Genomic DNA, 24526 nt, shown 5'->3' on the forward strand with positions numbered 1-24526 from the left:
CCCTCCCCCCCTGCGGCCCGTACAGCTTCCCCCCGAAGCGGTGCGGGCCGTTCCGCATCTTGTCGGATATCGGACGCGAAACTCCGATAGTCGGTTCGTTACTTCGCACGAGGCCGCGAACGGAGGGCCGGATGCGGAGGGGAAACGTGCCGAGGAGTCCGTACACACACGAGCGGCCTTCAGGGGTCGTCTCGTCGTCGCGAACGCTGTCTGAAGCGTTGATGAAACTCGGGGTCGACCCGCAGAGCGGCACCCGGGGCCATCTCCGCGAACGGATCGGGACAGCACCGACCTGGCGGGGCCATCCGCTCACGTTGGAGGTGGACCACATCAACGGCGACTGGCGCGACAACCGGCTGGAGAACCTGAGGCTGCTCTGCCCCAACTGCCACTCGACGACCGACGCATACCGAGGCCGCGGCAAGGGTCGGCGCACACCGACGCGGAGTGAGAAGCGATGAGTTCGGGCAGCCGCCACACACGGGAGCTACTGGCCGAAGCAGCGGACAGATGCGCCGACATCCAGGAGGTCATCGACTTCCTGGGCACTCGTCCCTACGGCCGACTCGGTCGCTATCTGCTCGGCCGCTTCAAGCACTTCGGGATCGACGTGTCCCACTTTCCAGGCCGTGGCTACCGCAGAACGGGGAAGCGACCCTCGCCAACGGAACTCGCGGCCGCCGTGGCCTCAGCCGTCTCCATCGCCGACACTTTCAGGCGACTGGGCCCCCCGGACAACGCGAGCCAGCGGAAGCAGTTGCACGCCTGGCTCGCCGAGGACGGGCTCACCATCACGCACTTCCTGGGGCAAGGACATCAGCGGGGACGGGCCGGAACCACCCCTCTGAAGCCCGCCGACCGCATCTTGGTGAAGCACGACGGCCGACACCGCGCGAAGACCGCGCTCCTGCGACGCGCCCTGCGCCAAGTCGGCGTCTCCGAAGAGTGTGCCGAGTGCGGAGCCGGCACGGTATGGATGGGCAAACTCATGACACTGGAGGTTGATCACGTCAACGGGGACTGGAGTGACGATCGCAGAGAGAATCTGCGGCTCCTCTGCCCGAACTGCCACGCCGTGACCAGGACGTGGTGCAGAGGCAGCACCGGCGCGAGGCGTTGAGAAGAGTGCTGATACCCGCTGCGTTCTCTCCGCAGAGGGCAGTAAGCTGAGATCAGCTGCGCGGCCGTAGCCAAACTGGTATCGGCGGGTGTTTTAGGGGCATCTGGGAGAAATCCTGTGTGGGTTCGAATCCCACCGGCCGCACACCGCGATGGGCCGCCTTCCGGGGCGGCCCATCGGCGTGTCAGCCCACCAGCTCCCGCACCACCGGCACCAGCGCCCGGAACGCCTTGCCGCGGTGACTGATCGCGTTCTTCTCGTCCGGGGTCAGTTCCGCGCACGTGCGGGTCTCGTCGTCCGGCTGGAGGATCGGGTCGTAGCCGAAGCCGTAGCCGCCGGCGGGGGCGTGGCGGAGGGTGCCCGTCAGGCGGCCCTCGACCACGCGTTCCGTGCCGTCCGGGAGGGCGAGCGCGGCAGCGCAGGCGAAGTAGGCCCCGCGATGGGGGTCGGAGATGTCACCGAGCTGGGCGAGGAGCAGGTCCAGGTTGGCGCGGTCGTTGCCGTGGGTGCCGGCCCAGCGGGCGGAGAAGATGCCGGGGGCGCCGCCGAGGACGTCCACGCAGAGGCCGGAGTCGTCCGCGATCGCGGGGTGGCCGGTGGCCTGCGCGAGGGCGTGGGCCTTGAGCAGGGCGTTCTCCGCGAAGGTGACGCCGGTCTCCTTGACGTCGGGGACCTCCGGGTACGCGTCGGCGCCGACGAGCTCGTACGTGAGGCCCGCGTCGGCGAGGATCGCGTGGAGTTCGGTGATCTTCCCGGCGTTGCGGGTGGCGAGGATGAGGCGGGTCATGCGACCAGTATCGCCGGACCCGCCCTCATGCCTCGGGCAGGCGGGCGGCCAGCGCGCGGATACCGGCCAGCACCTCGTCGGCGGTGGGCGCCGACTCCGGGTCGGTGATGTGCTGCATCATCAGCCCGCCGAGCAGGGCGAGCTGTACGGAGCCGAGGGTGCGCACGGTCTCCTCGGAGAGCTCGTTCTCCGGCGTCCCCGTGACCTCGTACGCCATGCCGCTGCGCCCCTGCCGCAGCCCTGAGGCGACCTGCTCGCGGAGTTCCGGGTCGCGCTGGGCGCGCAGGATCGTCTCCAGATTGGCCAGCCAGAACGTCCTGTTCGCCGAGAACGCCTCGATCAGGCGCTGCCAGAGCGCCCCGAGGTCGCCGTCCCCCGCCGACGGGCCCAGCGCCTGGCCCCCGGAGTCGAGCGCCTCGAAGAGCGCCTGGTTGAGCAGGGCCTCCTTGGAGCCGAAGTGGTAGCCGATGGCCGCCATGCTGACGCCCGCCGCCGAGGCGAGGTCGCGGACGGTGGTGCGCTCGTACCCCTTCTCGAAGAGGCACTTCCTGGCCGCTTCCAGCAGCTTCTCCCGGTTTCCCATACCCATGCGCCGCATCCTAAGCCGCCCGGGACGGATACCTTGCACGATCGATCCATACAAACGTATTGCGCGATCGCCCAATTCCCCGTTACGTTGATGCCGTTGGCGCACGCACCGAAGATCACATCGAGCTCTGGAGTCCGAAATGGGTCCCGTGAAGTCCCGTGTCACCGCCCTCGCCGCCACCACCGTCGCCACGGTCCTCGCCACGGCCGCCCTCACGCCGGCCGCCGAAGCGACGGAACGCCCGGGCAGCTCCCGCCTCCCCGCCCGGGTGGTGACCGCCGAAGGCCCGGTGCGGGGGGCGGTCACCGGCGCGGTGCGCACGTTCCAGGGCATCCCGTACGCGGCTGCGCCAACCGGTGAGCGCCGCTGGAAGAAGCCGCAGCCGGTCCGGCCGTGGTCGGCGACGCTGGACGCCCGCGCCCCGGGGAGCGCGTGCGCGCAGCCGACGGATCAGCCGATCGCCATCGCGGGCGGGGGCAGCGAGGACTGCCTGTACTTGAACGTGACGACGCCGGCCGGGCGGTCGGCGCGGCCCCGGCCGGTGATCGTGTGGATCCACGGCGGGAGCTTCGCGTACGGGGACGGGGCGAGCTACGGCGCGGCGAAGTTGGCGGCCGCGCGGCAGGGCGCGGTGGTGGTGACGGTCAATTACCGGCTGGGGGTGTTCGGCTTCCTCTCGGCGCCCGGTCTGCGCGCTCCGGCGAATCTGGGGCTGCTCGATCAGCAGGCCGCGTTGCGGTGGGTGGCGCGCAACGCGGGTGCTTTCGGCGGGGATCCGGGCAACGTGACGCTCATGGGCCAGTCGGGCGGGGGCTACAGCGTGTGCGCCCAGCTGGTGTCACCGGGGGCGCGGGGGCTGTTCCACAAGGCGATTGTGCAGAGCGCGGGGTGTGTGGGGCCGGACGGTTCGTTCACGCGGGCGCAGGCCGAGAAGCAGGGCGGCGACGTCGTCGCGGCTGCCGGGTGCGGGGGCACGGACGCGGTCGACTCCTGCTTGCGGTCCATGTCGACGGCCGATCTGGTCGAGGCGTCCGCGTCCGGTCACGACGGCTACCGCCCCGTGGTGGACGGTGAGGTGGTGCCGGAGGCGCCGGCGGAGGCGATCGCGGCGGGGCGGTTCGCGCGGGTGCCGGTGCTGCACGGTTCGACGCGCGACGAGATGAGCGGGCTGGCGGGCATGGACGAGCTCACGACGGGTCGGCCGCTGACCGCCGAGGGATACGCGGAGAAGGTGACGAACCGGTTCGGGGCGGATGCTCCGGCGGTGCTGGCCGAGTATCCGGTGGAGCGGTATCCGGCTCCGGGTGCGGCGCTGTCGGCGGTGCTCACGGACTCGGAGTGGTCGACGGCGGCCCTGGACACGCAGCGAGCGCTGGCGCGGCACACGTCGGTGTACGCGTACGAGTTCGCCGAGGCGTCGGCGCCGTACTTCCGGGGCGTGCCGCGGCCGGCGAGCTTTTCCCTGGGTACGGGGCACATGACCGACCTGGCGTACCTGTTCGAGAACGAGCTCTTCGAGTCGCTGGACTCGGCACAGGCGGAATTGTCGGACACGGTGGTCGGCTACTGGAGCCGGTTCGCGAGCACGGGCCGGATGGACGGTCCGGGGCTGCCGGTGTGGGAGCCGTTCACGGACGAGGAGCGGTATGTGCAGCGCCTGGCGTCCGGGGACATCGGCCGGACGGACTTCGCGGCCGGCCACCACTACGCGTTCTGGAAGCGGTTCGTGTAGGGCCGTGCCACGCCCCGCGAGCCCAGCATGATCCGAACGAAAGGCCCCAGGGTCTTTGCGGTGCCCCGGCGGTCGTGCCGCCGGGGCACCCGTGCGTCACGGGGTGCAGACCTTGGCGATCTCGCCGGCCGCGTCGGTGACCGGGGTGATGTCCGGGGTCGCGTCGCCCTTGTCGATGGAGTCGCGGACGTTGGTGACGCCGGAGCGGAGGTCGTCCACGGCCTTGGAGAGGTCGGCGTTGTCCGTCTTGTCGCCGAGGTTGCCCAGCTCCTCCTGGATCTGGTCCAGGGCCTCGGACGCCTGGGTGGGGTCGTTGGAGGCGTTGGAGACCGCCTGGCGGAGGTTGTCGACGCTGGTGGCGATGGCGTCGGCGGTGCGGACGCAGTCGAGCGTCTTGTCGAGGGCGCCGCAGCCCGCCGCCGCGGCGGCGGTGATCAGTACGGCGGTGACGGCCAGTGCGGTGCGGTGGAGCCGGTGGCGCGCGGCCATGGTGTGGTCCCTCCCCGGGGTGCGGATACGCGGACGGGCGCACGGTTCGACCCGTGCGCCCGTATGCGTATCGACGCCGCTGGGCGGGACTTGGTTGCCTCTTTACCTTCGCGGTTTGCCGTTCAGGCGCCGAGGGTGGTGGCCAGTGCCTCGTTCTGGAGCCGGGCGAGGTCGACGCAGCCGGCGGTGGCGAGGTCGAGGAGCGCGTTGAGCTCGGTCCGGTCGAAGGGTTCGGCCTCGGCGGTGCCCTGGACCTCCACGAAGCGGCCGTCGCCGGTGCAGACGACGTTCATGTCGGTCTCGGCGCGGACGTCCTCCTCGTAGCAGAGGTCGAGGAGCGGGGTGCCGTCGACGATGCCGACGCTGATGGCGGCGACGGTGCCGGTCAGCGGCTTGCGGCCGTGCTTGATGATCTTCTTGCCCTGGGCCCAGGCGATGGCGTCGGCGAGGGCGACGTAGGCGCCGGTGATGGCGGCGGTGCGGGTGCCGCCGTCGGCCTGGAGGACATCGCAGTCCAGGACGATCGTGTTCTCGCCGAGCGCCTTGTAGTCGATGACGGCGCGCAGGGAGCGGCCGATGAGCCGGCTGATCTCGTGGGTCCGGCCGCCGATCTTGCCGCGTACGGATTCGCGGTCGCCGCGGGTGTTGGTGGACCGGGGCAGCATCGAGTACTCGGCGGTGACCCAGCCCTCGCCGCTGCCCTTGCGCCAGCGCGGCACGCCCTCGGTGACGGAGGCGGTGCAGAAGACTTTGGTGTCACCGAAGGAGATGAGCACGGAACCTTCGGCGTGCTTGCTCCATCCGCGTTCGATGGTGACGGGACGGAGCTGGTCGGCGGTGCGGCCGTCGATACGAGACATGGCGCCGAGCCTATCGGGTGACGGGGGCTCCGATTTCCGGGTGCGGAGGGGGTGGGCGCCCCGGCGCGGAGGGGGTGAGCGGGGCGGCGTCCAGGACGTGCCGCAGGCCCCGCCCGGGGTGGGCGGGGCCTGCGGCGACGGGTTCAGGCGGTCGTCACATCATGTCTTCGATGTCGGCCGCGATCGGGTCCGCGTCGGTGCCGATGACGACCTGGATCGCGGTGCCCATCTTCACGACGCCGTGCGCGCCGGCGGCCTTGAGCGCGGCCTCGTCGACCTTGCTCGGGTCGATGACCTCGGTGCGGAGGCGCGTGATGCAGCCCTCGACCTCTTCGATGTTCTCGATTCCGCCGAGCCCGGCGACGATCTTCTCAGCCTTGCTGGCCATGGCCTTCTCCCTGGTTCCTCATGTGCGTGCGGCGGCCCACCCTGGGTCCTTTTCGTCACGGTAACGCACGGTTGGCCCAACTTCTCGGGCGGGCAACCGCACGGTCCCCAATGATGACGATCACCGGCGCCCCGCCTTCCGGGCCGGGCTCCGCACCGTATCGCGACTGGTCTACACCAGTATGCGACGACCGCCAAACCAGGCGTGTTCCGGGAGGATGCCGATGAGTTCGAACGCGGCCGCGCTACCGCAGCGGAAGTGGTGGAACGGGCCGGTCCAGGGCCTGCAGAAGGTCGGCCGCAGCCTGCAGCTGCCGGTGGCCGTCCTGCCCGCGGCGGGCCTGCTGGTCAGTCTCGGCAACCTCTTCGACTCCTCCCTGCACGGACGCTTCTGGGACAAGTTCGCGAAGGTCCTGCTCAATGGCGGAACCGCGATCCTCGACGGCGAACTGGGCCTGCCGCTGCTGTTCTGCATCGGCGTCGCGATCGGCTTCGCGAAGAAGGCGGACGGCTCGACCGCGCTCGCGGCCGTCGCCGGCTTCCTGGTCTACCGGGGGGTACTGACGGCGTTCCCGGTGGACGGTTCGGTGACCAAGGACGTCCCGGACGGGGTGCCGCAGAACCCGGGCGTGCTGGGCGGGATCATCATCGGCCTGCTGACGGCCGTGGTCTGGCAGCGCTACCACCGGACGAAGCTGGTCGACTGGCTCGGCTTCTTCAACGGCCGCCGGCTCGTCCCGATCCTGATGGCGTTCCTCTGCGTGATCCTGGGCGTGCTGTTCGGCCTGCTGTGGCAGCCGGTGGGCGACGCGCTGACCTGGTTCGCCAAGCAGCTGATCAACCTCGGCGCCTGGGGCGCGGCGATCTTCGGTTTCGCCAACCGGCTGCTGATCCCGATCGGCATGCACCAGTTCCTGAACACGTTCTTCTGGTTCCAGGCGGGCGAGTACACCGGCAGCGACGGCGGCACGGTCCAGGGCGACATCTCGCGGTTCTTCGCCGGGGACCCGTCGGCCGGGCAGTTCACCTCGGGCTTCTTCCCGATCATGATGTTCGGGCTGCCGGCGGCGGCGCTTGCCATCGCGCACACCGCGCGGCCGGAGCGGCGCAAGGAGGTGGCCGGCCTGATGCTGTCGGTCGCGCTGACCTCGTTCGTCACGGGCGTGACGGAGCCGCTGGAGTTCTCGTTCCTCTTCGTCGCACCGCTGCTGTACGGGGTGCACGCGCTGCTGACCGGCGCGTCGATGGGCATCACCTGGGCGCTGGGCGTACACGCCGGGTTCAGTTTTTCGGCGGGGCTGATCGACTACGTCGTCAACTGGCACCTGGATACGAAGCCATGGCTGATCCTGCCCATCGGCGCCTGCTTCGCGGTCGTCTACTACGTGATCTTCCGGTTCGCGATCACGAAGTTCAACCTTCCGACACCCGGGCGGGAGCCCGAGGAGGTGGAGGAGGACATCGAGAGGAACCTCACGAAGTAGCCTTTACGCAAGGTCACTGACCTTGTGAGCGCGGCCCCCGGACCAAGCGGTCCGGGGGCTTTTCGCATGTCACGGTGCGTATGCGGTAGCTGCTGCGAAGTAGTCGCAAATTGCAGGTTCCTTATCTAACCCTCACCGTGCTACAACTGGTCTACACCACTCAGTGGTCCAGACCACGTGAAGCTTCGCGCGACACGTTTCTCGAGTCGTCGCCCACCCAAAACCCCCTGTCCCCGGCGGCGCCTTGCTTACTGGAGGAAGTTGATGAGTACGGCCACCGCTACGGCGGCCCCCGCGAAGAAGCGGGGCTCCGGCCTGTTCCAGGGCCTGCAGAAGGTGGGTCGCAGCCTGCAGCTGCCGATCGCGGTGCTGCCGGCAGCCGGTCTCATGGTCCGGCTGGGCCAGCCGGACGTGTTCGGCAAGGACGGTCTCGGCTGGGACAAGGTCGCAGCCGTCTTCGACAAGGCCGGCGGCTCGATCACCGGCGCCCTGCCGCTCCTGTTCTGCGTCGGTGTCGCCATTGGGTTCGCCAAGAAGTCGGACGGCTCGACCGCCCTCGCCGCCCTCGTGGGCTTCCTGGTCTACAGCAAGGTGCTCCAGGCGTTCCCGGTCACCGACGCGGTGGTCAACACGACGGCCAACAAGGGTGTCGACGTCGCCGCGACGTACAACGATCCCGGCGTCTTCGGCGGCATCATCGTGGGGCTGCTCGCCGCGGTCCTGTGGCAGCGGTACCACCGCAAGAAGCTGGTCGACTGGCTCGGCTTCTTCAACGGCCGCCGTCTGGTCCCGATCATCATGGCCTTCGTCGGCGTCATCGTCGGTGTCTTCTTCGGCCTGATCTGGGAGCCGATCGGTGACGGTATATCCAACTTCGGCGAGTGGATGACCGGTCTCGGCTCCGGCGGCGCCGCGCTGTTCGGCGGGATCAACCGCGCCCTGATCCCGATCGGTATGCACCAGTTCGTGAACACCGTCGCCTGGTTCCAGCTCGGTGACTTCACCAATGCGGCCGGCGAGGTCGTCCACGGTGACATCCCGCGCTTCCTGGCGGACGACCCGACCGCGGGTATGTTCCAGTCCGGCTTCTTCCCGATCATGATGTTCGGCCTCCCGGCCGCCGCGATCGCCATCGCGCACACCGCCCGCCCCGAGCGCCGCAAGGCCGTGATGGGCATGATGGTCTCGCTCGCGCTGACCTCGTTCGTCACCGGTGTGACCGAGCCGATCGAGTTCTCGTTCATGTTCATCGCGCCGGTCCTGTACGTGCTCCACGCCGTACTGACCGCGGCCTCGATGGCCATCACCTGGGGCCTGGGCGTCCACGCGGGCTTCAACTTCTCGGCGGGGTTCATCGACTACGCGCTGAACTGGACCCACGCCACCAAGCCGTGGATGATCATCCCGATCGGTCTGGTCTTCGCAGCGATCTACTACGTGACCTTCCGCTTCGCGATCGTCAAGTTCAACCTCACCACCCCGGGCCGTGAGCCCGAGGAGGAGGTCGAGGACCTGACCAAGTAGGTCCGGCCCGACAGCTCGAAGCCCTCACCTTCCCGGCGGAAGGTGAGGGCTTCGTCGTACGCGTCCGGGCGCCCGGCTCAGAGTTCGTACACCGCGCCCGGCGCCGCGAGTTCCGTCGGGCCGGTGAACATCTCGCGGGCGTCGGCGAGGTTGCGTTCGGCGTCCGTCCACGGCGGGATGTGCGTCAGCACCAGGCGTCCGACGCCCGCCCGGGCCGCCAGCTCGCCGGCCTCGCGGCCGTTGAGGTGGAGGTCCGGGATGTCCTCCTTGCCGTGCACGAAGGACGCCTCGCAGAGGAAGAGGTCCGCGCCCTCGGCCAGCTCGTCCAGGGCCTCGCAGGTGCCGGTGTCACCGGAGTACGTGAGCGAGGAGCCGCCGTGCTCGATGCGGATGCCGAAGGTGTCGACGGGGTGGCAGAGCTTCTCCGCACGCACCGAGAAGGGACCGATCTCGAACCAGCCCGGCTTCAGCGTGTGGAAGTCGAAGACCTCGCTCATCGCGTGGTCGGACGGGGTGTCCGCGTGCGCGGTGGTGAGCCGCTGCTCGGTGCCCTCGGGGCCGTAGACCGGGATGCGGGCGGGGCGGTCGCCGCCGTGCGGGTAGTACCGGACGACGAAGTACGCGCACATGTCGATGCAGTGGTCGGCGTGCAGGTGACTGAGGAAGATGGCGTCGAGGTCGTAGAGACCTACATGGCGCTGCAACTCGCCGAGGGCGCCGTTGCCCATGTCGAGGAGCAGCCGGAAGCCGTCGGCCTCTACGAGGTAGCTCGAGCATGCCGATCCCGCGGAGGGGAACGAGCCGGAGCAGCCGACGACGGTGAGCTTCATGGAGCGTGAACCTCCGAGACGTGGGAACGGGGAGGGTTCGTGCGGTTCTCGCGGTGCGGTTTGTTGAGCGTAAGGCGCGAAAGTGCGGGTCGCTCCTTCGGGGTGGCTCGTTGTGGGGGAACTCACCTGCGCTGTCACCGGTTCGGGTGGCGTTCCCCGCCCCGCGTCTTCCCGAAACCGGGGCGCCGCCCCGGACCCCGCTCCTCAAACGCCGAAGGGGCTGGATCCGGCCGCAGCCGGATCCAGCCCCTTCGGGGAGACGGGTTATGCCCAGAGTTGTCCGTGCAGCGTCTCGATCGCCGCCTCCGTGGTCGGCGCGGTGTACACGCCCGTGGACAGGTACTTCCAGCCCCCGTCGGCCACGACGAACACGATGTCCGCCGTCTCCCCGGCCTTCACCGCCTTGTTGCCCACTCCGATCGCGGCGTGCAACGCCGCCCCTGTGGAGACGCCCGCGAAGATCCCCTCCTGCTGGAGGAGTTCGCGGGTGCGCGTCACCGCGTCCGCGGAGCCGACCGAGTAGCGCGTGGTGAGGACCGAGGCGTCGTACAGCTCGGGGACGAAGCCCTCGTCGAGGTTGCGCAGGCCGTAGACCAGGTCGTCGTAGCGCGGCTCGGCGGCGACGATCCTGACGCCCTCGACGTGCTCCCGGAGGTAGCGGCCGACGCCCATCAGGGTGCCCGTGGTGCCGAGCCCCGCAACGAAATGGGTGACCGACGGGAGGTCCGCCAGGATCTCCGGACCGGTCGTCGCGTAGTGCGCACCCGCGTTGTCCGGGTTGCCGTACTGGTAGAGCATCACCCAGTCCGGGTGCTCGGCCGACAGCTCCTTCGCGACGCGGACCGCCGTGTTGGAGCCGCCCGCCGCCGGCGAGGAGATGATCTCGGCGCCCCACATGGCGAGCAGGTCGCGCCGCTCCTGGGAGGTGTTCTCCGGCATCACGCACACGATGCGGTAGCCCTTGAGCTTGGCCGCCATCGCGAGCGAGATGCCGGTGTTGCCGCTGGTGGGCTCCAGGATCGTGCAGCCGGGGGTGAGCCGGCCGTCCTTCTCCGCCTGCTCGACCATGTGGAGCGCGGGGCGGTCCTTGACCGATCCGGTGGGGTTGCGGTCCTCCAGCTTGGCCCAGATGCGGACGTCGTCCGACGGTGACAGCCGCGGCAGGCGGACGAGCGGGGTGTTGCCCACCGCGGCGAGCGGGCTGTCGAAGCGCATCAGTTCATGCCGCCGGCGACGGCCGGGAGGATCGTGATGCTGTCGCCGTCGCTGAGCTTGGTGGAGATGCCGTCCAGGAAGCGGACGTCCTCGTCGTTCAGGTAGACGTTGACGAAGCGGCGCAGCTGGTCGCCGTCCACGATCCGCTCACGGATGCCCGTGTGGCGGGTCTCCAGGTCCGTGAAGAGGTCGGCGAGGGTGTCCCCCTGGCCCTCGACGGCCTTGGCGCCGTCGGTGTAGGTGCGGAGGATGGTCGGGATGCGGACCTCGATGGCCATGGCGTGGGCTCCTGTCGAAGCGGAGTGGTGGCGGTGGGCGTGGGGCGTGCGGCTCTGCCCCCGCGCGGGGTGGGTACGTGCTGCGGTGGGCGCCCGGCCGGTCGGCGGCGCCCGGGTGCGGCCCGCTCAGGCCGCGCGGCCGGCGGACCGGTGGTTCGTACAGATCGCGCTGGAGAGGCGGCACAGGTCGACGTGCAGGCGCGCCACGAGCAGCGAGCCCGGCGTCTTGTCACTCACGTCATGGGGAACCATGCGGTCATCGTATCGATTCCCGGTCGGGGATTCGGAGTGTGATCTCACCTGGTGGATGTTCGGCGTTCGGCAGGTGGACAGGGCCGGGGTCCGCGCGGCCCTGTCCACCGCCGCCGGGGTGGTCAGGCCGCCGGGTACGCCTCGACGACCGCCACCTCCTCCTCGGTGATCCCGCCGTCCACGATCCGGTACGAGCGGAACTGGAAGGGTCCCGCCTCGTCGGTGTCCGCGGTGGAGACCAGCACGTAGTGGGCGCCGGGCTCGTTGGCGTACGTGACGTCGGTGCGCGAGGGGTACGCCTCGGTCGCCGTGTGCGAGTGGTAGACGATCACCGGCTCCTCGTCGCGGTCGTCCATCTCGCGGTACAGCTTCAGCAGGTCGCCGGAGTCGAACTCGTAGAACGTGGGTGAGCGCGCGGCGTTGAGCATGGGGATGAAGCGCTCGGGGCGGCCGCTGCCGGCGGGTCCGGCGACGACGCCGCACGCCTCGTCGGGGTGGTCGGCGCGGGCGTGCGCGACGATCTGGTCGTACAGCGTCTGGGTGATGGTCAGCATGGCGCCCAGGATAGGACGACGGGCCCCCGCGTACCGAGGAGTGGTACGCGGGGGCCCGCATCGTGAAACATCGCTGGTCGGAGGCGTACGCCTCAGCGCTTGACGCGCTCCGCGAACGCCTTGCCGTCCGGGTTCCTGGACTTCAGGACCAGGTACGAGACGCCGAGGATCAGGGCCCACAGCGGGGCGCAGTAGAGCGAGATCCTGGTGTCCTTGTCGATGCCCATCATGACGATGACCACAGCGATGAAGGCGAGGGCGAAGCCGCTGGTGTACGGGGCTCCGGGGGCCCGGAAGGAGGACTGCGGGAGCAGTCCGCGCTCGGCGAGGCGGCGGTAGCGGATCTGGCTGATCAGGATCATGATCCAGGCCCACATGCCGGAGATGGTGGCGAAGGAGACGACGTAGGTGAAGGCGTCGCCGGGCCACTGGTAGTTGACCCACACGCCGACGAGCATGAGCGCGGCGGAGAACGTGGTGCCGACGAGCGGGGTGCCGCTGCGGGTGAGCCGGGTGAAGAACTTCGGGCCCTGGCCGTTGAGCGCGAGGTCGCGCAGCATGCGGCCGGTGGAGTACATCCCGGAGTTGCAGGAGGAGAGCGCGGCGGTGAGGACGACGAAGTTGACGATGCCGGCGCCGACGCCGAGGCCCATCTTCTTGAAGGCTTCCACGAACGGGGAGACGCCGGGCGAGAACTCGGTCCAGGGCACCACCGAGAGGATCATGATCAGCGCGCCGACGTAGAAGACGGCGATGCGCCAGGGCACGGTGTTGATCGCCTTGGGCAGGACGGTCTTAGGGTCCTTGGACTCACCGGCGGTGACGCCGACGAGTTCGACGGCGAGGAAGGCGAACATCACGATCTGCAGGGTCATCAGGGTGCCCTTGATGCCGTGCGGGAAGAAGCCGCCGTCGGACCACAGATGGGTGACGCTCGCGGTGTCCCCGGCGTCGGAGAAGCCGAGGGTGAGGATTCCGGCGCAAATGAGGATCATGCCCACGATGGCGGTGACCTTGACCATCGAGAACCAGAACTCCAGCTCGCCGAAGAGCTTTACGGAGATGAGGTTCACGCCGTACAGAATGAACGTGAAGACCAGGGCCGACACCCATTGTGGAATGTCGAACCAGAACGTCATGTACTGGGCGGCGGCGGTGACTTCGGTGATTCCGGTGACGACCCAGAAGAGCCAGTACGTCCAGCCGGTGACGAAGCCCGCGAAGGGGCCGATGAATTCGCGTGCGTACTCCGAGAACGAGCCCGAGACCGGGCGGTACATGAGGAGTTCGCCGAGTGCGCGCATGATGAAGAAGATGACCAGGCCCGCGATGGCGTAGGCCAGGATGAGGCTGGGTCCGGCCTTGGCGATGGCCTTTCCGGCGCCGAGGAAGAGCCCGGTGCCGATGGCCCCGCCGATCGCGATCATCTGGATCTGGCGGGCGCCGAGTGCTCTCTGATAGCCCTCGCCGGAAGTCGTGGCATCCGCGGCCGCGGCGTGCGGGCCGTCGGGCCCCTTGTCGTCGATCTGCGCCGATGTCATGTGGTTGCGCCTTTCTCCACGCCGATCCGCGCCTTTCGGCCGCGGATCAGGTCCTGATCCCCCCGGATACGGATGGAGTGCCGCCGGTGGTTACCGGCTGATAGCGCCTACCCGGGAACAGGGGTGGCGTTCCCGGGCGGTCGTGAAGATTTATCACGGGCGTGACGGCGATCCGGCGGACGATGTGTGGCGCACACCACAAGTAAAAGCGGACAAGGCGGAACGGGCGCTGCAAAAAAGACCGTTCAGGTGACGCGATCGTTATTCGGATTTGAGTGTCCGTTGAGCGAACACCGTGACCGGGCGCCCACCCGGGGTCACGGCATCATGGTCTCGACCAGGGTCTCCTGGAGCGCGCCGAGCCAGAGATAGGCCATGACCATGGGCTTTCGGGGGTCGCTGTCCGGGAGCCGGTAGAGCGAGCCCTCCTCGCCCTCGTCCTCGTCGCTGACGTCGAGGCGGGTACCGATGGTGAGCCGGAGGTCGTTGAGCGAGCCGAGCCAGTTGCGGCACTCGTCGGCGGTGAGCGTCAGCACGGCCGCCCCGTCACCGGCGGGCGTGAGCGCGTCGAGTGTGCGGACGACGACGAGCGCGTCGTCGCGCTTGCGGGTGCGCAGGTCGTTCTCGGTGAAGCGGCGGAACTCGGCGGACGCGGCGCGCAGTTCGTCGTCCCCGTCGCCGTACGCCTCGGGGAAGAGGCGGGCCAGGGCCGGGTCGGTGGGCGGCTCGCTGGGGCCCTCGGCGAAGAGCGCGGCGAGCGGGTCCTCCCCCTCGGCGGGCTCGTCGCCGGGGCCGATGAGTTCGAGCAGCTGGACGGCGAGGGAGCGCAGGATCGCGATCTCCACCTCGTCGAGCGCGACGGCCGCGCCGCCGCCGGGAGTGGCCTCGAAGTGGCCGGCCATGGGTTCTCTCCGATGATGGTCGGGCGATGCGGGTGGGCCGTGCGGTGCCGTGCGGTGCTAGTTGCGGTCCTGGGTGAGGGTGGCCCACAGCCCGTAGCCGTGCATGGCCTGGACGTCGCGTTCCATCTCCTCGCGGCTGCCGCTGGAGACGACGGCGCGGCCCTTCTGGTGGACGTCGAGCATCAGCTTGTGCGCCTTGTCCTTGGAGTAGCCGAAGTACGCCTGGAACACATACGTCACATAGCTCATGAGGTTGACCGGGTCGTTGTGGACCAGCGTCACCCAGGGGACGTCGGGCTCGGGGACGACGAGGTGGTCCTCGGCCGATTCGGGACGTTCGATCTCTGTAGGGGCGACGCTCACCTGTCCCATGCTGCCACCCGCAGGGGTCCCTCGCACAAACGGCCCCACCCCGGCACCCCCATCTCGTCACTCTGACGAAATAGGGGTAGCATCCCCGGCATGAACTCTGCGGACCTCGGGCGACGGGTCGGCGTGCCGTCGACAGCGCTCTTCACCGACCAGTACGAGCTCACGATGGTGCAGGCCGCGCTGAAGGCCGGGACGGCCGGGCGGCACTCGGTCTTCGAGGCGTTCACCCGCAGGCTGCCGGAGGGGCGGCGCTACGGCGTCGTCGCGGGCACCGGGCGCGTCCTGGACGCGGTGGAGAACTTCCACTTCGACGACGAGATGCTCGGCTTCCTGCGCGACCAGGCGATCGTGGACGGGCCGACGCTGGACTACCTGGCGGACTACCGGTTCGGCGGCGACATCTGGGGCTACCCGGAGGGCGAGGTGTACTTCCCGGGCTCACCGGTGCTGCGGGTGGAGGGCTCCTTCGCCGAGTGCGTGCTCCTGGAGACGGTGATCCTCTCGATCCTCAACCACGACTCGGCCATCGCCGCGGCGGCCTCCCGGATGTCGGCGGCGGCGGGCGGGCGCGGGCTGATCGAGATGGGCGCGCGCCGCACGCACGAGCTGTCTGCGGTCGCCTCGGCCCGGGCCGCGTACATCGGCGGCTTCGACACCACCTCGGACCTGGCCGCCGGCTTCCGCTACAACATCCCGACGGTCGGCACGAGCGCCCACGCCTTCACCCTGCTGCACGACTCGGAGCGGGACGCCTTCCGGGCCCAGGTGGACTCGCTGGGGCGCGGTACGACGCTGCTGGTGGACACGTACGACGTGGCCGAGGCGGTCCGTACGGCGGTCGGGATCGCCGGTCCCGAGCTGGGTGCGGTACGGATCGACTCGGGCGATCTGCTGCTCGTCGCCCACCGGGTGCGCCAGCAGCTGGACGAGCTGGGCGCCACGGAGACGAAGATCGTGGTGACCTCGGACCTGGACGAGTACGCCATCGCCTCGCTGGCCGCCGCGCCGGTGGACGCGTACGGGGTGGGCACGCAGCTCGTCACGGGCAGCGGGCACCCGACGTGCTCGATGGTCTACAAGCTCGTCGCCCGCGCGGGGTCCGGCGACCCGGCCGACGAGCTGCGGCCGGTCGCGAAGAAGTCGATGGGCGCGAAGTCCTCGAAGGGCGGCCGCAAGTGGGCCGCGCGCCGGCTGGACGAGGAGGGCGTGGCCGAGGCGGAGGTGATCGGCACGGGTCCGGTCCCGGCGGAGCTGGCCGGCCGGCAGCTGCTGGTGGAGCTGGTGCGGGGCGGCGAGGTGGTCGCGCGGGAGCCGCTGGACGCGGCGCGGGACCGGCACATCGCGGCGCGGGCGGGGTTGCCGTTGTCGGCGATGCAGTTGTCGCGCGGCGAGGCGGTCATCCCCACGGAGTACGCGTGACGGGGCGCCGCAGGGCCCGGGTGCTCCGGGGCGCCGCTCCGTCCTCCATCGCCGGACGGGCTGATCGCGCGTGAAGGGCTTGATTGTGCGTGACGGGCGCGCTTGATTGGACCGCTGGAAACTCTAGGCTCGGGATCGTCCCCCCGTACCGCTCCCCCACTCCCCGAAGGACAGCCACCATGCACCGCGCCTTGATCGTCGTGGACGTTCAGAACGACTTCTGTGAGGGCGGGAGCCTCGCCGTGGCGGGGGGTGCCGATGTCGCCGCCGCCATCACCGACCTGATCGGCGAGAGCCGGCCCGCCTACCGGTACGTGGTGGCCACCCGGGACCACCACATCGATCCGGGGGACCACTTCTCGGCGACCCCCGACTTCGAGCACTCCTGGCCGCCGCACTGCGTGGCCGGGACCGAGGGCGTGGGCTTCCACCCCAATTTCGCCCCCGCGGTCGCCTCCGGGGCCATCGACACGGTGTTCGACAAGGGCGCCCACGCGGCGGCGTACAGCGGCTTCGAGGGGCTGGACGAGAACGGCACCGGCCTCGCCGAGTGGCTGCGCGAGCGGGACGTCCGCGAGGTCGACGTGGTCGGCATCGCGACCGACCACTGCGTGCGCGCGACCGCGCTGGACGCCGCCCGCGAGGGCTTCGCCACGCAGGTGCTGCTGGATCTGACCGCGGGCGTCGCCGAGGCGACGACGGAGCGGGCCCTGACCGAGCTGCGCGACGCGGGCGTGACGCTGACCGGCAAGCCGGTCGTCTGAGCGGCAAGACGCCCCTAGCTCCGGCCGGCCGGGACCGCCGGCGTGGCGGGGTTCAGCAGGGCGCGGATCGGGTGCCAGAGTTCCTGCGCGCAGCCGGGTCTCGCGCGCCACAGGACGCCGTCCGGGTGGTGCAGGACGGCGGTGATCTCGTCCGGCGTGGGCGGCTCGGCGTTGCCCCGGAGGTAGACGGCGCGCAGGCCCAGATTGCGCAGCCGGGTCAGGGCGCGGGCCCGGTTCGCCGCGTGCACCAGGACCCGGACGGGGGCGCCCGGACCGGGCCCCTCCGCCGGGGCCGGCAGGGTGATCGCGACGACCACACTGCCGTTCGGCAACTTGCTGAATCCTCCGCCTGCCATGCGTACGAGCTCCCCCGTGAGACATCGTGTCAATAAGAAAGTGAACAGAGGCACCTAAACACGATCGGCCGCCGCCCGCTAGAGGGCGACGGCCGATCATGCTGTGACCTGCGGTGATGCGGTTCTACTTCTTCGAGGCACCGACCTGGACGGTCATCGTGTCGCCGCTGAGCGGCTCGCTGACGATCGTGATCTTGGTGTTGGTGTCAGGAACCTTGACGCTTCCGGTCGGGTTCTCCTTGTACCAGTAGGTGCCCGTGTGGTCGTCGAAGGACGGGATGCCGAGCTGCGGCTTGATCTTCACGGCCTGGTCGGCCAGGTGCAGCGTGAAGCCGTCCGTCGGGTACCAGCTGAACGGCGCGTCGAAGGGCTGGATCTTGTTGCGGATGATCGAGCCGTTCGCCCACTTCAGCGGCTTGGCGTGCGCGTCCACCGGCAGGATCAGGCCCTGGCCCGGGTGCTGCGAGACGTTGTTGTCCTTCTGGGAGGTGTCCCAGAGCCAGACCAGCAGACCGTTCTGGTACGGGAAGTGCTCGACCCAGTCCGGACGGGTGGTGGAGAACCCGAAGTTGTACGGGCCCGTCTTCAGCGTCTCGTCGTAGCTGACGTACTGACGGTTCTCCGCGAGGTAGTACTGCGGGTAGTCCTTCTCGAACGACTTGCCGACCCGCGAGAAGCCCTTGCTGGTCCAGCCGTTGTCGTCGCCCTCGGCGTTGTCCGTGAAGAGCGCGGTGCCGTCGGCGGTCACCGAGATGGTGTCGGCCGCGAAGCCCACGCCGCCCGCGCCGCCGTCGGTGGCGTAACGGAAGCGGATGTCGATCTTCTGGCCCGCGTAGGCGTCCAGCGAGTACGACAGCTTCTGGTACTTGCCGGAGACGTCGGTCAGGGCCGGCTTGTCACTGGCGTCGCGCGGGATCGGCTGACCGTCGGCGGTGCCGTCGATCGCGGTCCAGCTGGTGCCGCCGTTGGTGGACACCTCGGTGTAGAGGTAGTCGTAGTCCTTCTCGATGTCCCACCAGCCCTGGAGGTCCAGGGACGCCTTGGACTTGCCGGTGAGGTCCACGGGGCGCGACAGCGTGTTGCTGAGGTTGTCGCCCATGTCGCTCCACCACTGCTTGGCGCCCTCGGCGGGCGTCGTGACGGCGGTGGTGACCGGCTTCTTCGGCAACTCGACGACGAGCGCCTGCTTGTCCTTGGTGTTGTACTCGGACACGCCCAGCTTGTGGGTGGACTTCGTCGCGGCCTTGGCCTCGGCGTAGTTCAGCCAGCCCAGCTGGAGCTTGTCCCAGGCGGTCATGTCACCGGGCATGTCCCCGATGCTGTTCTTGCCGGTGCCGAGCCAGGAGCCCGCCGACATCAGCGACCAGAAGCCGACCGAGTTCTCGGCCGTGTTGGTCGTGTCGTAGAGGTCCGGGAGGCCGAGGTCGTGGCCGTACTCGTGGGCGAAGACGCCCAGGCCGCCGTTCTCGGGCTGCGCGGTGTAGTCGCCGACCCAGATGCCGGTGTCGCCGATCTCGGTGCCGCCGGCCTTGTTGTCGGCCGGTCCGGTGGCGCCGGCGTTGGTGCCGTACGCGTACCAGCGGTGCGCCCAGATGGCGTTGGTGCCCTCGACGCCGCCGCCGGCGGACTCGTCCTCACCCGCGTGCACGATCTGGAAGTGATCGATGTAGCCGTCGGGCTCGTTGAAGTTGCCGTCGTTGTCGTAGTCGTAACGGTCCCACTGGTCGTACTGCGCCAGGTCCGCCTTGATCTGCTCCGGCGTACGGCCCTTGGCCTTCTGGTCCGCGGCCCAGGCGTTGACGCCGTCCTTGATCATGTCCCAGGCGTTGGCGCAGTTGGTCGAACCGCAGTAGTTCGAGCCGTAGCGCGCCTCGTTGTACGGGACCTTGACCCAGTCGGAGACCTCACCGTCGACCGAGTAGCGGCCGGACGAGGTCTTCTCGTAGTACGTCTTCAGGGAGTGCTTGCCCGCACCCGTGCCGAAGTACAGCTCCTGGAAGTGGGCCTGGTTGTAATCGGCCTGCCAGGCGGTGCTGTTGTCCTTCTTCGGGTCCGGCTTGGCTATCTTGTTGTGCAGCGGACCCGGCGTGCCGCCGTACTTCTTGACGGGGGGCTTGGGGCCCGCGCCGTCCGGGTCGTACGTGGTCGTGTCGTCGACCTTGTCACCGAACTCCACCAGCACGGTGAAGATCTTGTCGGTCTTCTCACGGCCGAGCTCGACGTACTTGTTGCTGTCGAGCTTGACGACCTTGGAGCCTCCGCGCGACGACACCTTCTTGTCGCCGGATATGACCTGTTCCAGGGCAGCCTGGCGCTGAGCGGCCTGCTGCTTGCTGAACGGGCCCTCCAGGTCGTGGTCGTTGCCCTTGGCCGACCCCGGGTCCCGGCGGTCGACGGAGGCAGCGGTGCCTGACGCCTGGTCATCTGCCTGAGCGGTGGCGAAGGCGGATGCGGTCGCGGCGGTCGCGGCCATGGCCACGACAACCGCTCCGGTCCGAAGCGCCCGTCTCTTAATGATCACGTGATGCAGTCCTCCCCGGCGCCCGCGGCGACGGCCCGGGAGTGTGGAGAGGCCGCGCGCGGAAACGCGTCACAAGTGACGACATTCGACCGGAGTTACGGAAGAAAAGACAGACCTTGACTTGGGCGGAGCAAGTGCACTATGCAGGAGCACCGTTCCGCTATGCGGACGAGGCGTTCGCCGCCCACCGGCGCGTCAACCCGCCCCAGGGGCGCGGAGGATGACTCCGTGCGCCCCCCATGCACCGGTACTGTGGGTTAGGTTACGCTTACCACCCGTTCCTCCAGGGCATCCACCGTCATAGAGTCGCTTGACAGCGCGACCGTGTTGAGAGACCGCCCATCCGACGTCCCGAGGACGGAAAACGCCATGCCGCGTCCTACTGCCGCACAGCTCTCCTACGGTTCGGTCACCGTCGTCTTCTCGACCCTGGCCATGTTGCTGCTGTTCCGCACCAGTTCGGGCCTCGGTATCGCCGTCGTCGGCACGGTCGCGCTCGCCCTCGGGCTCGCGGTGTCCGTCACCGTACCCGCGAAGTCGCGCCGGTACGCGGCGAAGGCGGCGGGCACGGCCGGCCCGGTGTCCGCGCACCGTGGCACCGCACCCGCCGCCCGCGACGAGGACCGCGCGCCGGTCTCCGCGCAGAGCCTGCGCTGAGTCCGGGCCGGGCCCGCGTCGAGCCCGCTTCGAGGCTCAGTTGACGGTGACCACCACCGTCTTGGCCGCCTTGTCCTGGAGCCCCTGGCGGTAGGGCTTGTCCGTGAACATCAGCACGATGTTGATCAGCCACCACAGGCAGGGGCAGCACAGCAGCGCCGGCAGCCACAGCACCACGGCCCGCAGGAAGGCCGCGCCGGTGTCCGGCACCCTGCCGTCGTTGAGCATCGCGACCCGCATCTTCAGCAGCCGCTTGCCGAGCGTGCGGCCGTCCTTGTGCGTGAAGTACGTGTCGTACGCGACGTAGCAGACGAGTCCGATCAGGGACCAGAGCAGCTGATGACCGCTGTAGGTCTGGGCGAAGACGTCGCCGACGTCGTCGTTGCCGTTGCTGTCCGACACCTCGACCGCGCCGCCCCAGGGCAGCGAGATCAGGTACAGCGGGATCGAGATGATCAGGAAGTCGATCAGCCGGGCCAGGATGCGCTTGCCGGGTTCGGCGAGTGGCGGCATGCCCGCCAGCGGGTCCGCACCGCCGTAGGGACCGCCTCCCCCGTAGGGTCCCGGGTCGTACGGCGGCGGAGGCGGCGGTGCGCTGCCGTAGGGCGAGCCGGACGACGGCGGCGGCTGGTCCCCGGGCGGCTGCTTCCTGAACGGGTCGTCCTCGGGCGGCTGTCCGGGCGGCGGCTGATCGTTGCTCATGGGGGCAGTGCATCGCGGGGCCCGGGGCCCCGCAACGGCTCAGGTGCGTTCGGGGGACGCCGTTCGGCGGATGGTGTCAGCCCGCGACGAAGGTCCGGGCCGCCTTGTCGTGCCAGCACTGGCGCCAGGGCCGGTCCACCAGGCACCACAGCACGTCGGCGATCCCGACGACCAGGAGGCCCAGCACGCCGTACACCAGCCACCGGCGCAGGGCGGCACCGAAGCCGGGGGTCTCGTGGGACTCGATGTCCCGTACGTCGATGCCGCACAGCTTCTTGCCGAGCGTACGGCCCCACTTCGCGGTCGGCAGCGCGTCGAGGAGGACGCCCAGGACGAGGAACACGCCGAGCAGCGCGCCGCCCAGCGCGGCCGTGGTGGAGTCCAGCAGCCAGACCGTGACCGTCTCGCCGGTCTGCCTGGCGGCGTCGATCTTCGCGTCGATGTGGTCCGCGGCGCGGCCGGCGAGCGGCACGGCGGCCGCGGCGGTGAGCGCGCCGAGCACGAGGGTGTCGACGAGCCGCGCGAGGAACCGCTTGCCGAGCGGGGCGGGGCGGCCCTGGGTCCGCGCGGCGACGAGGTCCTGGAAGGGGTCGGGCGCGGGGGGCTTCCACGGGGTGACCGCTGGGGGCCGCGTGCGGAGGGTCAACGTGCCTTCAGCCGGGCCCGGCTCACCGGTTCCGTCCTCCATCGCCGGACGGGCTTGAACGGGCTGCTGCGGCCCGGCGGGCCCGGGCGACCCACCCGGTCCGGCGTTCGAGGACGGAGCCCTCTGCGCGGGGGGCGTCGCGTCCTCGGGGGCCGCGGTCTCCGGGCCTCCCCAGGAGACACGCTCCCCGGCGTAGCCGGACTGGTGGGAGGCGTCGGCCTGCCACGCGGTGGCGGGCTCGGGGCGGCCGTCCTCGGGGCCCTCCTCGTCCAGGAACACCGGCCCGGTCTCCTCGACCACGGCCGGCTCCTCCTGTTTGGGGGCCGGGCGGCTGCTCCCGGGCACCCAGGAGGCGCCGTTCCAGTAGCGGACGTATCCGGGGATGGACGGGTCGGGGTAGTACCCCTCTCCTGGGCTGTCGTCACCGGGTGCCGGGGTTGGGGCGCTCATCACCGTGGTCCCGTATCTCTTCGCGGCCTCAATACAGGGGTCCACATCTACCAGACAGGCGCGTACTCCCGGGCCGGTCCTGACGTTTGGCCCACTTTCCGGTCACGCGAACTTTTTCTGGGAAGTCGCGTAATGGATGGCGTGCAAGGCGCTCTCACTCGTGCGGGCCGGTCGGTGGGACCGGTCCCGGACAACGGAAGGACGCCGTCATGCACACCGTCGTGGAGCGCGAGCTGGAGCTCAAGCTGGTCCTGTCGCCCGAGCGCAGCATCCCCGTACCCGCCAGGCTGACGTACCGCACGGAGGACCCGTACGCGGTGCACATCACCTTCCACATCACCTCGGACTCGCCGGTGTACTGGACCTTCGCCCGGGACCTGCTGGTGGAGGGGGTGTTCCGGCCGTGCGGGCAGGGGGACGTGCGGATCTGGCCCACCAAGGTGGACGGGAACCACGTCATCTGCGTGGCGCTGACGTCCCCGGACGGCAACGCCCTTCTGGAGGTGCCGTCCGCGGCCGTCTCGGTGTGGGTGGAGCGGACGCTGCGCGTGGTCCCACCGGGCACGGAGACCGCACGGCTCGGCATCGACGAGGGGCTGGCCGAACTCCTCGCGCCGCTGCCGGCGGACGATCTGTGGATGAGCGACCCGTGGCCGTCGGACGAGTCGCAGGACGGGGAGGGTTGAGGAGCGCGGGCCGGGTCCGGGGCCGGTCAGAACACCTTGCCCGGGTTGAGCAGCCCGAGCGGGTCGAACGCCTGCTTGATGCCCCGGTGCATTTCCACGCCGGTCTCGCCGAGCTCCCGGGCCAGCCACTCCTTCTTCAGCACGCCCACCCCGTGCTCGCCGGTGATCGTGCCGCCGAGGGCGAGGCCGAGCTCCATGATCGCGTCGAAGGACTCCCGGGCCCGCCGGGACTCGTCGGCGTCGGCGGGGTCGAAGCAGACGACGGGGTGGGTGTTGCCGTCACCCGCGTGGGCGCAGACCCCGATGGTGAGGCCGTACTTGCCGGCGATCTCCGCCGTGCCCGCCAGCATCGCGCCGAGCCGGGAGCGCGGTACGCACACGTCGTCGATCATCGTCGCCGGCTTGACGGTCTCCAGCGCGGTCAGCGACATCCGCCGGGCCTGGAGGAGCATCTCGGACTCGGCCGCGTCCTGTGCCGGGACGACGTCCGTGGCACCGGCGGCGGTGCACAGGGCGCCGACGGCGGCGAGGTCGGCGGCCGGGTCCGGGGTGTCGAAGGCGGCGAGCAGCAGGGCCTCGGTGGTCTCGGGGAGGCCCATGTTCGCCATGCGGTTGACCGCCTGGACGGTCGTACGGTCCATCAGTTCGAGGAGTGACGGGGTGTGGCCGCTCTCCATGATCCGGCAGACGGCGTCGCAGGCGCTCGCCGCGTCGGCGAACTCGGCGGCCAGGGCGAGCTGCCGGGGCGGGCGGGGCTTCAGCGCGAGGACGGCCTTCACGACGATCCCGAGGCTGCCCTCGGAGCCGACGAAGAGGCGGGTGAGGTCGTATCCGGCGACGCCCTTGGCGGTGCGGCGGCCGGTGCTGAGCAGGCGCCCGTCCGCGAGGACGACGTCGAGGCCGAGGACGTATTCGGCGGTGACCCCGTACTTCACGCAGCACAGCCCGCCGGACGCGGTGCCGATGTTGCCGCCGATGGTGCACATCTCCCAGCTGGACGGGTCCGGCGGGTAGTACAGGCCGTGCTCGTCCACCGCGCGGGACAGCACGGCGTTGACGACCCCCGGCTCGACGACGGCGACCCGGTCGACGGGGCTGATCTCCAGGATGCGGTCCATCTTCACCAGGGAGAGCACGATGCAGCCGTCCGTGGCGTTGGCGGCGCCGGACAGGCCCGTGCGGGCGCCCTGCGGGACGACCGGGACGCGCAGTGCGGTGGCGGTGCGCATGACGTGCTGGACCTGTTCCACGGTGCGCGGGAGCACGACGACAGCGGGCGCGCCGGCCTCGCAGAAGCTCGCCATGTCGTGGGCGTAGGAGGCGGTGACGTCCGGGTCGGTGATCAGGGCCTCGGCGGGCAGGCCCGCGCGCAGCTGTTCGAGGAGATCGTCCATGATCCAAGCGTGACA

Annotated in this window: 26 protein-coding genes, 1 tRNA gene and 1 pseudogene; 10 read left to right on the forward strand and 18 right to left on the reverse strand. The window is 69.9% G+C overall.

Going from position 1 to position 24526, the window contains the following annotated elements; genetic code table 11:
• Nucleotides 1–278: 278 nt before the first annotated feature.
• From ACFZAT_RS27995 to ACFZAT_RS28005, 3 genes and pseudogenes are all read left to right on the forward strand, one after another.
• Nucleotides 279–461 (forward strand): annotated as a pseudogene (locus ACFZAT_RS27995) (HNH endonuclease); the annotation flags it as partial.
• Nucleotides 458–1120 (forward strand): HNH endonuclease, encoded by a 663-nt coding sequence (locus tag ACFZAT_RS28000; RefSeq protein ID WP_391268326.1) that lies wholly within the window; start codon nt 458–460, stop codon nt 1118–1120. The pseudogene ACFZAT_RS27995 and the gene ACFZAT_RS28000, both read left to right, overlap by 4 nt.
• A 60-nt stretch (nt 1121–1180) precedes the next feature.
• Nucleotides 1181–1264 (forward strand) — tRNA-Leu (locus tag ACFZAT_RS28005).
• Nucleotides 1265–1304: 40 nt separating this feature from the next.
• Here ACFZAT_RS28005 and rdgB read toward each other — a convergent pair.
• The gene (gene rdgB / locus ACFZAT_RS28010) at nt 1305–1907 is read right to left on the reverse strand and encodes an RdgB/HAM1 family non-canonical purine NTP pyrophosphatase (RefSeq protein WP_391268327.1); all 603 of its coding nucleotides are present in this window, start codon (nt 1905–1907) and stop codon (nt 1305–1307) included.
• A 25-nt stretch (nt 1908–1932) separates the two neighbouring features.
• Nucleotides 1933–2490, reverse strand: coding sequence for a TetR family transcriptional regulator (locus tag ACFZAT_RS28015; protein ID WP_391268404.1), 558 nt, complete (start codon nt 2488–2490; stop codon nt 1933–1935).
• 145 nt (nt 2491–2635) lie between these two features.
• On the opposite strand from ACFZAT_RS28015, the gene ACFZAT_RS28020 reads away from it, so the two are divergent.
• Nucleotides 2636–4228: a carboxylesterase family protein gene (locus ACFZAT_RS28020; protein WP_391268328.1), complete on the forward strand. Its 1593-nt coding sequence runs from the start codon at nt 2636–2638 to the stop codon at nt 4226–4228.
• A gap of 96 nt (nt 4229–4324) precedes the next feature.
• Here the strand turns inward: ACFZAT_RS28020 and ACFZAT_RS28025 are convergent, their stop codons facing one another.
• From ACFZAT_RS28025 to ACFZAT_RS28035, 3 genes are all read right to left on the reverse strand, one after another.
• Nucleotides 4325–4717 (reverse strand): hypothetical protein, encoded by a 393-nt coding sequence (locus ACFZAT_RS28025; protein WP_391268329.1) that lies wholly within the window; start codon nt 4715–4717, stop codon nt 4325–4327.
• A 122-nt stretch (nt 4718–4839) separates the two neighbouring features.
• Entirely contained in the window at nt 4840–5577 is a 738-nt protein-coding gene (gene rph / locus ACFZAT_RS28030; RefSeq protein ID WP_391268330.1) for a ribonuclease PH, read from the reverse strand.
• 154 nt (nt 5578–5731) lie between these two features.
• Nucleotides 5732–5965, reverse strand: coding sequence for a glucose PTS transporter subunit EIIB (locus tag ACFZAT_RS28035; protein WP_018517946.1), 234 nt, complete (start codon nt 5963–5965; stop codon nt 5732–5734).
• Nucleotides 5966–6188: 223 nt separating this feature from the next.
• Between ACFZAT_RS28035 and ACFZAT_RS28040 the strand changes: the two genes are divergently transcribed.
• Complete coding sequence (locus ACFZAT_RS28040) at nt 6189–7448, forward strand: PTS transporter subunit EIIC (RefSeq protein WP_265870554.1); 1260 nt, start codon at nt 6189–6191, stop codon at nt 7446–7448.
• A gap of 264 nt (nt 7449–7712) precedes the next feature.
• Nucleotides 7713–8972, forward strand: coding sequence for a PTS transporter subunit EIIC (locus ACFZAT_RS28045; RefSeq protein WP_391268331.1), 1260 nt, complete (start codon nt 7713–7715; stop codon nt 8970–8972).
• A gap of 77 nt (nt 8973–9049) precedes the next feature.
• Here the strand turns inward: ACFZAT_RS28045 and ACFZAT_RS28050 are convergent, their stop codons facing one another.
• The 8 genes from ACFZAT_RS28050 to clpS all read right to left on the reverse strand — a co-directional run bounded on the left by ACFZAT_RS28050 (nt 9050) and on the right by clpS (nt 14916).
• On the reverse strand, nt 9050–9802 hold the full coding sequence (locus tag ACFZAT_RS28050) for an MBL fold metallo-hydrolase (RefSeq protein ID WP_391268332.1): 753 nt from the start codon (nt 9800–9802) through the stop codon (nt 9050–9052).
• Between the two features lie 264 nt (nt 9803–10066).
• Nucleotides 10067–11017 carry a cysteine synthase gene (locus tag ACFZAT_RS28055; RefSeq protein ID WP_391268333.1) on the reverse strand — a complete coding sequence of 317 codons (951 nt, stop codon included), beginning with the start codon at nt 11015–11017 and terminating at the stop codon, nt 10067–10069.
• Nucleotides 11017–11295, reverse strand: coding sequence for a MoaD/ThiS family protein (locus tag ACFZAT_RS28060; RefSeq protein WP_143616195.1), 279 nt, complete (start codon nt 11293–11295; stop codon nt 11017–11019). The genes ACFZAT_RS28055 and ACFZAT_RS28060 overlap by 1 nt, the downstream gene beginning before the upstream one ends.
• Nucleotides 11296–11421: 126 nt before the next feature.
• Nucleotides 11422–11547: a putative leader peptide gene (locus ACFZAT_RS28065; protein WP_265547502.1), complete on the reverse strand. Its 126-nt coding sequence runs from the start codon at nt 11545–11547 to the stop codon at nt 11422–11424.
• 122 nt (nt 11548–11669) lie between these two features.
• Complete coding sequence (locus tag ACFZAT_RS28070; protein ID WP_391268334.1) at nt 11670–12101, reverse strand: Mov34/MPN/PAD-1 family protein; 432 nt, start codon at nt 12099–12101, stop codon at nt 11670–11672.
• Nucleotides 12102–12193: 92 nt separating this feature from the next.
• Nucleotides 12194–13642, reverse strand: a complete 1449-nt coding sequence (locus tag ACFZAT_RS28075) for an amino acid permease (RefSeq protein WP_391268335.1) — start codon at nt 13640–13642, stop codon at nt 12194–12196.
• Nucleotides 13643–13959: 317 nt separating this feature from the next.
• Nucleotides 13960–14544 carry a DUF2017 family protein gene (locus tag ACFZAT_RS28080; RefSeq protein WP_391268336.1) on the reverse strand — a complete coding sequence of 195 codons (585 nt, stop codon included), beginning with the start codon at nt 14542–14544 and terminating at the stop codon, nt 13960–13962.
• Nucleotides 14545–14601: 57 nt separating this feature from the next.
• Complete coding sequence (gene clpS / locus ACFZAT_RS28085) at nt 14602–14916, reverse strand: ATP-dependent Clp protease adapter ClpS (protein WP_073964985.1); 315 nt, start codon at nt 14914–14916, stop codon at nt 14602–14604.
• 90 nt (nt 14917–15006) lie between these two features.
• Between clpS and ACFZAT_RS28090 the strand changes: the two genes are divergently transcribed.
• On the forward strand, nt 15007–16335 hold the full coding sequence (locus ACFZAT_RS28090) for a nicotinate phosphoribosyltransferase (protein ID WP_391268337.1): 1329 nt from the start codon (nt 15007–15009) through the stop codon (nt 16333–16335).
• A gap of 179 nt (nt 16336–16514) precedes the next feature.
• Nucleotides 16515–17099 (forward strand): isochorismatase family protein, encoded by a 585-nt coding sequence (locus ACFZAT_RS28095; protein WP_391268338.1) that lies wholly within the window; start codon nt 16515–16517, stop codon nt 17097–17099.
• A gap of 14 nt (nt 17100–17113) precedes the next feature.
• Here the strand turns inward: ACFZAT_RS28095 and ACFZAT_RS28100 are convergent, their stop codons facing one another.
• Together ACFZAT_RS28100 and ACFZAT_RS28105 are read right to left on the reverse strand one after the other, a co-directional pair.
• The gene (locus ACFZAT_RS28100; RefSeq protein ID WP_391268339.1) at nt 17114–17455 is read right to left on the reverse strand and encodes a hypothetical protein; all 342 of its coding nucleotides are present in this window, start codon (nt 17453–17455) and stop codon (nt 17114–17116) included.
• 124 nt (nt 17456–17579) lie between these two features.
• Entirely contained in the window at nt 17580–19976 is a 2397-nt protein-coding gene (locus ACFZAT_RS28105; protein WP_391268340.1) for an immune inhibitor A domain-containing protein, read from the reverse strand.
• A gap of 369 nt (nt 19977–20345) precedes the next feature.
• Between ACFZAT_RS28105 and ACFZAT_RS28110 the strand changes: the two genes are divergently transcribed.
• Nucleotides 20346–20633, forward strand: coding sequence for a hypothetical protein (locus tag ACFZAT_RS28110; RefSeq protein WP_391268341.1), 288 nt, complete (start codon nt 20346–20348; stop codon nt 20631–20633).
• A 36-nt stretch (nt 20634–20669) separates the two neighbouring features.
• Here ACFZAT_RS28110 and ACFZAT_RS28115 read toward each other — a convergent pair whose 3' ends face one another.
• Both ACFZAT_RS28115 and ACFZAT_RS28120 read right to left on the reverse strand, forming a co-directional pair.
• The gene (locus ACFZAT_RS28115) at nt 20670–21335 is read right to left on the reverse strand and encodes an RDD family protein (protein ID WP_391268342.1); all 666 of its coding nucleotides are present in this window, start codon (nt 21333–21335) and stop codon (nt 20670–20672) included.
• A gap of 76 nt (nt 21336–21411) precedes the next feature.
• Entirely contained in the window at nt 21412–22431 is a 1020-nt protein-coding gene (locus ACFZAT_RS28120) for an RDD family protein (RefSeq protein ID WP_391268343.1), read from the reverse strand.
• Between the two features lie 209 nt (nt 22432–22640).
• On the opposite strand from ACFZAT_RS28120, the gene ACFZAT_RS28125 reads away from it, so the two are divergent.
• Entirely contained in the window at nt 22641–23117 is a 477-nt protein-coding gene (locus ACFZAT_RS28125; protein WP_391268344.1) for an SsgA family sporulation/cell division regulator, read from the forward strand.
• A gap of 26 nt (nt 23118–23143) precedes the next feature.
• Here ACFZAT_RS28125 and ACFZAT_RS28130 read toward each other — a convergent pair whose 3' ends face one another.
• On the reverse strand, nt 23144–24511 hold the full coding sequence (locus tag ACFZAT_RS28130; RefSeq protein ID WP_391268345.1) for an FAD-linked oxidase C-terminal domain-containing protein: 1368 nt from the start codon (nt 24509–24511) through the stop codon (nt 23144–23146).
• Nucleotides 24512–24526 lie beyond the last annotated feature (15 nt).

Origin of the sequence: Streptomyces sp. NPDC008163 (assembly GCF_042956885.1) — a bacterium.
Taxonomy (GTDB): Bacteria; Actinomycetota; Actinomycetes; order Streptomycetales; family Streptomycetaceae; genus Streptomyces; species Streptomyces drozdowiczii_A.